Source organism: Chryseobacterium sp. MMS23-Vi53 (genome assembly GCF_047651245.1).
Lineage (GTDB): Bacteria > Bacteroidota > Bacteroidia > Flavobacteriales > Weeksellaceae > Chryseobacterium.
Window position 1 is genome coordinate 812,830 of sequence record NZ_CP180265.1, and the last position, 12,518, is coordinate 825,347.

The 12,518-nt window shown below is 33.5% G+C and carries 9 protein-coding genes; 5 read left to right on the top strand and 4 right to left on the bottom strand.

The genetic code is table 11. From position 1 onward, the window contains the following. Nucleotides 1–32: 32 nt before the first annotated feature. Both ACKX2A_RS03665 and ACKX2A_RS03670 read right to left on the bottom strand, forming a co-directional pair. The gene (locus tag ACKX2A_RS03665) at nucleotides 33–1,796 is read right to left on the bottom strand and encodes a TonB-dependent receptor (RefSeq protein ID WP_415327682.1); all 1,764 of its coding nucleotides are present in this window, start codon (nucleotides 1,794–1,796) and stop codon (nucleotides 33–35) included. Nucleotides 1,797–1,908: 112 nt separating this feature from the next. Next, nucleotides 1,909–4,872, bottom strand: coding sequence for a tetratricopeptide repeat protein (locus ACKX2A_RS03670; protein ID WP_415327683.1), 2,964 nt, complete (start codon nucleotides 4,870–4,872; stop codon nucleotides 1,909–1,911). A 250-nt stretch (nucleotides 4,873–5,122) separates the two neighbouring features. Here ACKX2A_RS03670 and ACKX2A_RS03675 point away from each other — a divergent pair, with 250 nt between their 5' ends. Beyond that, nucleotides 5,123–6,793 carry an APC family permease gene (locus ACKX2A_RS03675; RefSeq protein ID WP_415327684.1) on the top strand — a complete coding sequence of 557 codons (1,671 nt, stop codon included), beginning with the start codon at nucleotides 5,123–5,125 and terminating at the stop codon, nucleotides 6,791–6,793. A gap of 117 nt (nucleotides 6,794–6,910) precedes the next feature. Further along, the gene (locus ACKX2A_RS03680) at nucleotides 6,911–7,258 is read left to right on the top strand and encodes an Mpo1-like protein (RefSeq protein WP_415327685.1); all 348 of its coding nucleotides are present in this window, start codon (nucleotides 6,911–6,913) and stop codon (nucleotides 7,256–7,258) included. A 265-nt stretch (nucleotides 7,259–7,523) separates the two neighbouring features. On the opposite strand, the gene ACKX2A_RS03685 is transcribed toward ACKX2A_RS03680, so the two are convergent. Then, nucleotides 7,524–9,545 (bottom strand): hypothetical protein, encoded by a 2,022-nt coding sequence (locus tag ACKX2A_RS03685; RefSeq protein WP_415327686.1) that lies wholly within the window; start codon nucleotides 9,543–9,545, stop codon nucleotides 7,524–7,526. 151 nt (nucleotides 9,546–9,696) lie between these two features. Between ACKX2A_RS03685 and ACKX2A_RS03690 the strand changes: the two genes are divergently transcribed. Next, entirely contained in the window at nucleotides 9,697–10,044 is a 348-nt protein-coding gene (locus tag ACKX2A_RS03690; RefSeq protein WP_415327687.1) for a DUF4377 domain-containing protein, read from the top strand. A 44-nt stretch (nucleotides 10,045–10,088) separates the two neighbouring features. Further along, the gene (locus tag ACKX2A_RS03695) at nucleotides 10,089–10,475 is read left to right on the top strand and encodes a DUF4377 domain-containing protein (protein ID WP_415327688.1); all 387 of its coding nucleotides are present in this window, start codon (nucleotides 10,089–10,091) and stop codon (nucleotides 10,473–10,475) included. 35 nt (nucleotides 10,476–10,510) lie between these two features. Here the strand turns inward: ACKX2A_RS03695 and ACKX2A_RS03700 are convergent, their stop codons facing one another. Continuing rightward, nucleotides 10,511–11,452 carry an SPFH domain-containing protein gene (locus ACKX2A_RS03700; protein ID WP_415327689.1) on the bottom strand — a complete coding sequence of 314 codons (942 nt, stop codon included), beginning with the start codon at nucleotides 11,450–11,452 and terminating at the stop codon, nucleotides 10,511–10,513. Nucleotides 11,453–11,636: 184 nt separating this feature from the next. Here ACKX2A_RS03700 and ACKX2A_RS03705 point away from each other — a divergent pair, with 184 nt between their 5' ends. Further along, nucleotides 11,637–12,209 carry a Crp/Fnr family transcriptional regulator gene (locus ACKX2A_RS03705; RefSeq protein WP_415327690.1) on the top strand — a complete coding sequence of 191 codons (573 nt, stop codon included), beginning with the start codon at nucleotides 11,637–11,639 and terminating at the stop codon, nucleotides 12,207–12,209. Nucleotides 12,210–12,518 lie beyond the last annotated feature (309 nt).

Genomic DNA, 12,518 nt, shown 5'->3' on the forward strand with positions numbered 1-12,518 from the left:
TTACTCATTACCGATTGCTCATTATTAATATTTTAGAATGTAATCTTCACACCTCCCAAAATCTGTGCACCAAGAACCTTATATCCTTTGTAGGTTTGGTATTTTGAGCTCAGAAGATTATTTCCGAGTGCGAAAATACTGAAATTTTTGTGAATTTTATACTCTGCCGAAAGATTTAAATCTGCATAACCACCTACTTTGTCGTTGGTATTTTCGGTTGATTGATACATCATTGGACTTCCAACTCCTTCAATAGCAAATGAATTTGTTGTTCTGTCACTAGCAAAAATCCCTTTGAAACCTAACAATAATTTTTGATCCAACATCGTATATTTTGCTCCAAGACTTGCAGTAAGCAATGGAACATTATAGATATTGTCGTAATTTTTAAGATCAAATTTTGTGAATTTTACTTCTGTGTCCAAAATTAAATTTGCCAATGGGAAATATTGCAGACTTCCTTTGATGTCACCCACATTTCCGTCATCATAAATGGCAGAAAATGTATTCGCATAATCATATGCAGAGCGGTTTAAAGTATAATTATTGTCGAAAATACTATTAGCTTTGAAGAACATAATATCCTTCATTTTTCCATAACCCGCAGAAACATCATACTTAAACATTTCATCGATATCTCCTCTCAAACCTACATAAAAATGATATTTTGTTTCTGTTGGTCTTAAATATTGGTCAGAAATAATGAATGGGTTTTGTTGCAATAAATCTGCATATGTATTCAATTTCAAACCACCGTCAACTCCTCCGTAAAATTTAAATTCATTGGCTGCAGCATACTGGAATTCTGCTTGTGGAAACCAATATGTTTTGTTATTCTTCATTTGTTCAGCCATCAAATCGTTCTGATTTTTTGAATTCAGAAACGAAAAAGATGACCCTAACATTAAGTAAGACTCTCCTTTTCTGAAAGTCACTTTAGGAGATAAACTTGTATTTACAAAATTAGACGTATTTTTATCTCCTATTGCAAATTCACTCTTCACTGCTTCTAAACCAACACCTAAATCTGCATTTAAATTAATTCCGGATTTTCCAATTTCAACAGCATGTTTAGACAAATTCGCCAACACGGAAACCTGATTTTCCTGAGCATCAAAATGATCTTTTAAGAATGAAGATTTTACCCTTACATCATTTAAAATTTCATTAGAATAAAAATCGTAATAACCATTTACTTTAAATTGGTTAACTCTCTGGTCCAAATCTACATCTCCTGGCTGTAATGCATAAATACCGTAATAATTATTGTTATTCAAACCATATTCAGCATTTAAATTGAACTTTCCTTTTTCTCCGTAAGAATTAAGAAAAGCACCGATTGTAGTTGCACTTTGTTTGGAATCCCAATCGTATTCCTTTTTCAAACCTAAGGTTGAAAGAAAATGAGCATCAACCCCAACTTCAAGTTTATTTTCAAGAGTTTTTGAGATGTTTAAATCTCCCAAAATCTTCCCATAATTACCCATTCCAAACTGAATGTAGTTATTTTGAGTTGAGCCTTGGAATTTAGGCGTCACATCCTGCCCCTGAATGGTGGAAGTTTTGAAATCCGAAACTGCAGGAACATCTGTAATATTGTATTGTACAGGGTTTTGCGATTTTTCTTCTGGCGGATAATTTTTAATTGTCTCTACCGAAGTTTTCTTTTTTTCGATCTTTTTTACTTCCGGTTCTCTCTTTTTATTAAGAATCAGCTTCTCTTCTTTGATCTGGGAAAACGCCACCGACGAAAACCCTAAAAATATGATGGATAATAATTGAATTCTTCTATTCATTACTTTTTGTATTAATAATGTATCAATTTATCAATGTATCAGTTTAGCAATATAACAATGTCTCGAATTGGCAAATCATTACATTGATAAATTGATACATTTAAAAATATTTTTACTTTTTAATCTGTTTTTTAACCTCTTTTGCTTCAGCAACAATCTCAGGGAAATCCTTATAGTTTTCTATAATCTGGTCACAAGTATAACTTGCCTGATAATTATCTTTTAAGCCAATATAATTTTTCGCCATCAGAACCAGTGCTTTTGCACCCCAATATTCCTCAGAAGCATAATTATTGGCTAGTTTAAAGATTGTTTCATTCGAAGATTTAAAGGCTTTTCCTTTGTTTTGATAGAATGCTTTTGCATATAAAGCTTCTGCCGCCACTTCTGTATTGGAAGACTTTTCAAGAGAAGTATAAGCTGTTTGCGCATCTTTATCTTTTCCAGAATTCATCAGACTTCTCGCCTTAATTACTTTGGCAGTTTCAATCACTGCAGCAGAGTTTTTATTGTTGGCAATAACTGCATCCGCCAATTTTTCAGCCTGAGCAAAATTCTTTTCATCTGCATACAACTTCATCAACTCTACATTGGCGTAATTTTTAACATTTACGTTAGAAGAATTTTTGATGTTTTCCAAATATTTTCTAGCCTCCGCATTATCTCCCTGAGCAATATAAATCTGTGCTAAACGAGTTTGCGCATCATCCTGATAATCGTTTGGAACATTGGCAACGTCTTGTAAAACAAGAAGCGCTTTTGTTGTATTTTTAGTCTGATAATAACTTTCACCCAACTCGTATTTTGCTTGGTAAAGCCCCTCTCCTGTTGGATTTTGTGTTAAATATTTCTCATAATAAGAAATTGCATTCTTATAATCTTTTTTCGTGAAATACTGTTTTGCAGTGGACAGATTAATCTCATCAATTTCAGAAGCATCGACATTTACGCCGATACTTTTAGCAAAAGTTTCGTATCCTGCAACGTCTCCATTCTTCGTAAAAATCGGTTTTGCCGCCTGAACGATTTTCTCTGCGTACGCTGTATTTTTATACTGATCTCCCAAAGACCTTAATTCGGATAAAGCCTTATCATTTTGATTTTGATCGATGTAATTCTGCGCTCTGTAAATTGAAGCATTCGCCACTAAGTCTTTATCAGACGAAGTTTTAATCACTTTATTAAAGAAATCATTCGAGTTGGCAAAATCATCCTGAGCCGCGTAAGCTGTTCCGATTTCGTATTGAGCATCGTCATAATAATCAGAACCCGGATATTTAGATAAAAGATTTTTAAGGTTGGTAATTTTCGCCTGAGTATCTCCTTTAAATCCTAAAGCCATTGCTTTCTGATATAAGGTATAATCCGTCGCGTCTTCATTTTTATCATAAATTGCAATTGCTTCGTTCAGATTATTATTGGCATAATTGATGTCTGCTAAACGAAGTTCCGCATCATTTTTAAACTCAGGTTTTGGATTGGTTAAATACTGCTTAAAATAAGTTTCTGCCTGATCGAATTTTTTAGATTTAAAATAAGCATATCCTAAATCGTAAGGCAATTGCTGTTTTTCAGGAAAGTTTTCGTTAAGCAGTTTTTCATAACGAACAATCGCAGAAGGATAATTTCCTTTTTGATAATACGCCTGCCCCAACCAGTATAAAGCTCTGCTGTTGAATTCTTTATTAATGTTAAATCCTAGACTTCTCAGGAAATACTGCTCCGCAGCATCATAATTTCCTTTGTTGAATTCTTCCGTTCCCAATAAATAAGAAACTTCCTGATCTACTTTATTAATTTCAGGGGTTGAGTTCTGAAGTTTATCGATCGCGTTCAGCGTTTCTTTGTAATTCCCTGAATACAAATATGATTTGACCAAAAGCGACCTCATTTCAGGTGCATTCGGATCATTTTGGTTTTCATTAATATAATTTTGAATCACCGTCGAAGCACTTTCAAACGGGTTTCCTATATCGTAGCTTAACTTTGCATATTGTTCGTGTGCCAGTTTTTTAACCTTTTTATCATAATTCATTTGGTAAGACGAACGGAAGGCTGATAAAGCTTCCTGCTTCTTATTGACCGCCAAATATGCATTTCCAAGCTGATAATAAGCGTTTTGAGCTAAAGCAGAATTGCTGTTTAACAATTGGTTATAATAAGAAACTGCTTCATCATATTTTTTAAGCTGTGCAGCAACAAATCCCATTTCATAAAGGTCATTTTCAGACGGATTTTGCTGAACATTTAGATAATCTTTTAAGTGAGGGTAAGCAGATGTATAATCACCTTTCATAAAGTAGCTTTCACCGATAATCTTGTGAACTTCCGCTTTGTAAGAATCCGAAATATCTTCGTTAAGCAAAGCTGTTCCCTCAGAAATCGCCTTATCATAATCCTTATCATTATAATACATCTGAACATAATAAGGACGAACCAATTTCGAATATTTAGGCTGATCCTTCACAGAATCGAAATACTGAAAAGCCTTGTCATTTTGTCTGTTCGAATAATACAGATGCCCTAACATATAAGCAATATCTCCTTTTTGAGTATTGTCTGCTGTTTTGTAAGCTTCCTCCAATGCATCAGTTGCTCCTTTAGAATCACCCATCATGAATTTAGCATAACCTAACTTCAAAATGTATTGCGTATTTTCTTCTTTAGAAAGTTGATATTGGTTGACTTTTTTCAAAGTTTCCAATGCTTTTGGGAAATCTTTTTTAGCTAAATAATAATCAGCTAAAGGTAAATTCGCCTGAGCAAAATAAGCAGATTTCGGATATTCTTTCATGAAAGCCGTCAATCCTTCTTCTGCATGATTTTTCTGAAGAATTACGCCAATCACGTTATCAAAAAACTGCGCAGCTTCCTTCCTCGACCTCGACAAGTTCTGATTATAGAAATATTGTCTTGCATATTCGTATTGAGAAGCGTTGTATATTTTTGTCTGATAAAGATTTTCGGCTAGATTGAATCTGTAATTTTCTTGTTGTGTAAAGTACTGAGACTGCTGCGCATCGGAGATTCCGAAATACATTACAGCAACCGCTAAAAGTATTTTTCTTGATTTCATTAATTTTAAATTTTAAAACGTGTAAGCCTGAAAATCAGGACTAAATATTTAAAATTACGGGAAATATTTATCCACAATTTATCAACGAAAATATTGAAAAGATATTGTATAAACAAGCGTTTTAACACATTGTTAATAACTCAATATTTTTTTAAGAGTCCTTAACTTTTTCATAAGAAACTTTAAGAAAACAAAAATTATTTCCGAGAAAATATTACATTTGCTTTTTTCAAATCAAATATAGAATTGAATGAGTCAACTTTTTAGAAGAAAAATCTATTCAGAAACAGATACATCCACCAATCTTTTACGGGTTTTGGGTGTTTGGGACATCGTATTTTTTGGTATTGCGGCGATTATTGGTGCAGGAAGCTTCAGCAGCTTAGGGGAAGCCGTTTTCAGAGGAGGTCCCGGCGTTATTTTACTATATTTGATCTGCGGTTTTGCATGCGGATTTACAGCACTTTGCTACGCAGAATTTGCAAGTAGAATTCCAACAGCGGGCTCTGCTTATACGTACGCTTATGCAAGTTTCGGTGAATTAATCGCTTGGATCATTGGCTGGGCTTTAATCATGGAATATTCTTTTGGAAATATTTACGTTGCATTCTCTTGGTCGGATTACTTTACCAGCTTTTTAGAACGTTTGGGAATGCATATCCCCGATTATTTAACCTGCAGCTACACCGAAGCTAAAAAGGCTTTTATGAGCGGTTCTGAAAATAAAGAACTACTTAATGCTTGGAAAACAGCTCCTTTATTGGGAAGTTTAAAATTTATCGTCGACGTTCCTGCTTTGGTTATCAACGGGTTAATTACTTGGTTATGTTATGTTGGAGTTAAAGAAAGTAAAAACTTTAATAATTCATTAGTAATCTTAAAATTAGCTGTAATTGTACTTGTAATTTTGGTTGGCTTCGCTTATATCAACACAGAAAACTGGACGCCAATAAGCCCGGAAACAGGAACACTTTCTTTTATGCCAAATGGTTTTGTGGGAGTTATGAGTGCTGTTTCGGGAGTTTTCTTTGCTTATATTGGTTTTGATGCGTTAAGCGTACTTTCAGAAGAAACAAAAGACCCACAAAAAACCTTACCGAAAGGGATGATTATTTCCTTGGTATTGTGTACGGTAATTTATATTGCGTTAACCTTGGTTTTAACCGGAATGGTAGATTATAAAAAGTTTGACGGTGTTGGAGATCCTTTATCATTTATTTTTGAAAAAGGAAATGCCAATGTTGCCTGGATGGAACTTACGGTTTCATTTATTGCAATTGTAGCAATCACGACTGTACTTTTGGTTTTCCAGATGGGACAACCGAGAATTTGGTACGCAATGAGTCGTGACGGATTGATGCCTCAAAAATTCCAGACTGTGCATCCAAAATATAAAACACCTTCATTTGCTACGATTGTAACAGGTATTGTTGTGGGAGTTCCTATTTTATTTACAGACAAAACTTTCATTTTAGACTTTACAAGTATCGGAACAATTTTCGCGTTTGTATTGGTTTGTGCAGGAGTTTTAATGCTGCCTGCGAAAGAAAAAATCAAAGGAAGATTTCACTTACCTTATGTGAACGGAAAGATTATTTTCCCAGTTATTTTTATCGGTGGATTGATTGGATTTTACCTTTGGCAGCCAGAATTTTTCAAAGGTTTAACAGACTGGAGCGATCCCAAAGAAGGAGAATTCAGGGCTTCTATTTTCTTTTTTATTTTGATTAATTTAGTTCTTTGTGTTTGGACTTTTGTGAAAAATCTTTCATTAATTCCATTAATTGGATTAAGTTCTTGTTTATATCTTTTAACAGGAATGAGCCACGAAAACTGGTTCTGGTTCGGACTGTGGTTCGCAATCGGACTGGTAATTTATTTCTTCTACGGGCATAAAAACAGTAAGCTTAGAAATGCTTAACTTTAAATAAAATATAATCAAAGGCAAAATTGTTAATCACAGTTTTGCCTTTTTTATTTAGTTTCCAGATTGGCGAACTTCTTGCTTTAGATTTTTAAATTTTAAACTAGAAATGCCATGTCTGAAAGAATAAAAACATTTAATGAATTTTATCAGTTTTACCTTACTGAGCACAGCAAAATGGGGACTCGCATTTTCCATTTTATAGGAACTTTATTGGTTTTTGTGGTGATTGGTTACGTCATAAGTTCCGGAAAAGAACGATTTCTTTGGTATATTCCGATCTTCGGTTATGGTTTTGCGTGGTTTAGTCATGCTCTGATAGAAAGAAACAAACCTGCAACTTTTAAATATCCCTTATGGTCTCTAATTTCGGATTTTCGACTGTTTTTTGAGTTATTAATAGGTAAACAGAAGTTTTCTGGAATTCCACAAGAAAAGAAACCAAAACCTTGGGAGGAATAATTCTGAATTGTAGTTAAATTTCTGCTTAAACTTATACATTGATTAAGCTATAAATTATTTATAAAACAGTTTCGGCGGGTTTGCTTTGCAAACCCGCCGAAACCTTATTAAGATCTATATTTTAAACTTTTAAATATTATTTATTTAACTACCTCGTGTTTTTCCTTTTCGCAAAAATCCATCCCTCCATAGAAGGGGGAATTTTAGTATTTCTAGTACTACGAGTTAAAAACTTCAAGCCTCCAACTTCAAGCTTCCAGCACAATTATTTAAACTTCTTCTTAAAGCTGAATTTCAACATATTCATCAATCCGGGTTCAATAATATCAATACCCAATCCGAAATTGCTATCTGCAATCGTGTGATGATCTGTTCTAAATTTTTCAAAATCATCCTGAGGAATTTCAAGGTTGGTGAGAGGTTTATATTCAATATTTATCGAAGCACCGTTTTTGGCTATTTTTTTTCGGCTGGTAAAACTGAAATAAGGATTATTGATTGTACTTTCCTGAACGGGATATTTTTCGCCAGTATCAATTTTTTGATCTGTATAAAGATTAATTTCATACTTTTCACTGTCGAAATTATGCCAAAACGGAAGATCTTTATGCATAAAATCACGTGCGCTTGCTTTCACAACATTTCGGTCGAAATACATTAAAAATCGATTCTTTTGAGGATCTGTATAATACGGATTCTCAACAGTAGATTTGTATTGAATTTTAAACTCATTCAATTTTTTATCGTCAGAAATAATGTCTATTGATGCATCTTTAAAGATATTTCGGACATCCGTTCCGTTTCTGTCGTTGGAGTAATTTAAGCTGTAAAACAGGAAATTATTCCATCCATCAACCAATTCTCTCTTGTTTGTATTTTTGAAATATCTTCTCATGGCATTGGCACGATTTCCTTTGTAGGTAGTCGTTAAAACCAATTTTCCGCTGGTATCTTTTACGTTTAAATCAACTTTTTCGTCGATGCAGAAATAGGAAAATGTATGAGGTTTTCTTTCTTCCAAAGTTTGATTTTCTTTAACCTCAAGATAATGCATAAAATAAATAAATCCACGGTTTTCAAGCAAACCAAATTCATCGCGAATCGTTGCATCTACGAAATATTCTTCACCTTTATGATTAATTTTAACAATAACATGATTGAAAGTTAATAATGAAGGCAAATAATATTTAATGTAAAAATCTGTGTGGAAATTCACCAAAACGATTGATGATTCAACACCAATATAATCTAAAATTACCTTTAATAAAACAGATTTCGCCTTACAATCACCCTGCTTATTTTCATAAGTAATTGCAGGTTCCTGAGGTTTGTGACCGTTCATTTCATTCGCATTGAAAATGTAATAAATATTATTCTGAACATATTCAATTGCAAATTGAAGTTTTTCATCAATATTATGAATTGCATCTAGTTTTTCAATCAAATTTGGAGCAAAATTCTGAAGTTTTTCTTTGTTAAAAATCTCCTGATAAATAGGTGCAATATAATTAGAAAGGTCTTTCCAGTTACTTTCCGTGGCAAAATCTATATAGGGATAAATTTCGCGGTTTGCATCAACTGGGTTAATATAATTTTTTTCTTCAAATACAAATTTTTCTCCTTTCTGCAAATGCCCGATTTCAGATTTTGTAACATTTCCCAAATCATCTCTGAAAAATGTTTTCTTATAAGCAATCGTTTGCTCACGATCATTAATAAAAGTAAATTTATAACTTCCATACGCCCAATAATTGTCGGGACTTACCCAAACATATTTTGAGAATTCTTTTCTTAAAAAATCACGATCTGTAAATTTTTTCTCTCTGGAATCTTCCAAAATTAGAATATCATATAGCCTTAAATCTTTAATGGTAATATTAATTTTTTTATTGCTGCTTAAAATTCCTCCACTGCTTTGGTTTTCACTATCCAAAACTTTCACGTTGATGTCCTGAAGTTTATCAATTAAAACCCCATCTCTCAACACACTGATTCTATGAATGTTGTAAACTTCATTTTCTTCAACTACAATATCCATTACAGAAGCCCTTTCCAAATTAGAAGGCTCATTCAGCGTATAAGCCATGCAAGTATATTCGCTGTTTTTGTGGTTGCTCGTGTAATATTTTCGATCTAAAAAATAGCAATAATCTCGGTCTTCGTCGATCTGACTCTTTGCAAAATCGGAGTCTTTTATTTTCTCTATTAGTTCATGATCATTAATAATTCCTGCCCATGAAGAATATTTTTCAATCTTATAATTTTCCGTTTCTAATTGATTATTCATATTTTATTTTACTATTTGTGACTGATTGGTTTAAAAAATTAAGGAGTGTCAAATTAATTAATTAAAAAATAAAAAACAAGAGAAGATCTGCGAAACCTGCACAAATAGACTTCGGCACAGTAATTGTCACAAGAAAATAAAAATCGGGATCATGAATAAATTAATAACAATTTTAAAAGGAGCATTTCCAATAATTGCAGTTTTAGCAGTAACTCAGTGTACAACAGCTTCGAATGCATCAAATGGTGATGAAAAAACATTTATCGTTGGATCACAAACCGCTGATTGTACAGGTGTTGCACCCATGAAATGTCTTCAGATAAAAGAAAATGCATCCGGAAACTGGACTAACTTTTACAGCAATATCGAAGGTTTTACTTATGAACCAGGCTATGAATATGTCTTAAAAGTAAAAACAGAAAAAATTGCGAATCCTCCTGCAGATGGTTCTTCCATTAAATATACCTTGGTAAAACAAGTATCTAAAACTAAAAAATAACTTCATTAATTAAACAAACTTCAAAAACAAAAAATAACAAAAAAATGATGAACAAAACTTTTTTATTAACAGGAATTTTAGCATTATCGTCGGCATTTGTATCAGCTCAAAATTCTCCGCCACCTACGACGCAGATTGTAAAAGAGCAGCATACACCTTCAGATACTCCTGAAATTAAACAAACGATGATTATCGGACCAAAGAGAATAAAATGCATGAGCATTAATCAAACTGGAGATTGTTATCAAGTCAAATTTAAGAAAACCGATAAAAAATGGGAGAATTTTTCTCAAAAAATAGAAGGTTTTAAATATCAACCCGGTTTTGAATATGTGATCGAAGTGAAACTGGAAAGAGATCTTGAAGGTCTTGAAGGAAACACTGAAAAATATATTTACGTAAGAACGATTTCGAAAAAGAAGTCTAAATAAAACAAAACCTCCGAAAATTTCGGAGGTTTTTATTTTTAATTATTATGTTCGTGGTCTTTCGGAGGTTTCGGATAATTTCCTTTAGTAGCCTCTCCTACTGTATTTGCGGTAGTCATCGCAACGACTAAATCGTTTAACATTCCACTCGCTGCCGTTGGTGAATTGGGCAATAAAACCAAATTACTTCTATTACTTGCTCCCACAGAATGAAGCGTATCATAATGTTGAGTAACTACGATTAATGCAGATGCTTCATGAGAATTGATGTCTACATTATTCAACATTCTTACAGATTCCTCAAGACCTTTTGCGATCTCTCTTCTTTGATCTGCAATACCTTGCCCTTGCAATTTTTTTGATTCTGCTTCTGCCTTTGCAACCGCTACAATTCTGATTCTTTGTGCTTCAGATTCGTATTCTGCCGCTGTTTTCTCTCTTTCTGCCGCGTTAATTCTGTTCATGGCATGTTTCACTTGTTCATCCGGATCGATATCCGTCACCAAAGCTTTGATAATATCATAGCCGTAACTGTTCATCGCTTCCTGAAGCTCGCCTTTTACAGCGATAGCCACATCATCTTTTCTTACAAAAACATCATCCAGTTTCAATTTTCGAACTTCTGCTCTTACTACATCAAAAACAAATGAAGTAATTTGATTTTCAGGATTTTCCAAACGGTAATAAGCATCAGCAGCCTGAGTTCTGATCACCTGATACTGAACAGAAACCTTCATTTTAATAAAAACATTGTCCAACGTTTTTGTATCAATAATTACATCTAATTGTTGAATTCTAAGGTTCAACCTCTTGGCAATCTGATCGATAATAGGAAGCTTAAGATGCAATCCGGAATGTTTCACTGCCTGAAATTTACCGAAACGCTCAATAATCGCCACTGTTTCCTGCTTTACCACAAAAAACGAAGCAAACAAAATAATTAATCCGAAAAAAATAACGGGTGCTAAAAAAAGACTCATAGTGTTTTGATTTTATTTGTATGTCGTAATTTAATATGCTGTGTTTCATTAAATATACAATTTTTTTTGAAGTGAGGAAGCAGGAAGCTGAAGGTTATTGAAGCTAAAAGAATTTTTTTATCATAATAAAAACTTCCCGCTTCAAACCAAATATCCTTAATTTTGATTCATAAAATTCTCCATTATGGTTGATGCAAAAGAAATATTGAAAGGTCATGTTTTAAAATTTGCTTCTCTTTCAGATGAGCAATTTGATTATGTTTTTGGACATTTTAATCTAATTAATCTAAAAAAGGGACAAAGCCTGATCTCAGAAGGTGATTTTGTAAATCATGAATATTTTGTTTTAGACGGCTGTCTAAAAGCATTTTACCTTAATGATAACATGAAAATGTTTATCCTTCAATTTGCAATGCCGACTTGGTGGGTGACGGATTTTGATGCATTATACAGCAAAAACAGGGCGACAATCAACGTGGATTGTATCACAAAAGCCAGTATTTTATCTATTTCCAATGAAGACCGTGAAAAGATTTGCAGTGAAATTCATGAAGTAGAACATTTTTTCAGATGGCGGACAAATAAAGGTTATGTTGCCGCACAGAAACGCCTTCTTTCTTTCATGAACAATGATGCGAAATTCAGATATGAAGAGCTTTTGGCATTGTATCCGCAATTGTATAACTTGGTTCCAAAGCATTTGATTGCGGCTTATTTAGGGGTGACACGAGAGACGTTGAGTAGACTTCATCAATAAATTGGGATGGAAGTGAGAAGAGGGATGACAGGAGTTTATTACTAAAGTAATAATTTCTATACATTTTATTTGAAGCTATTTCCCGCTTTCCGCACTCGCTATTTTTTGGGATTTGGCGCGGCAGCTTCGCTGCCGCGCCAAATCCCAAAAAATGAGCTCAAACAAATGCTCCAATCGGGGCTAGAGTGAGTGTCTAATCATTTAAGTATTAGAAAATATTGAGAACGTTTGTCATTCCGTAGGAATCTCAACACAAGTTTCTCCATTATATTTTCTAAAAGTATGCCTAGATCCTTGACAGGATGACAA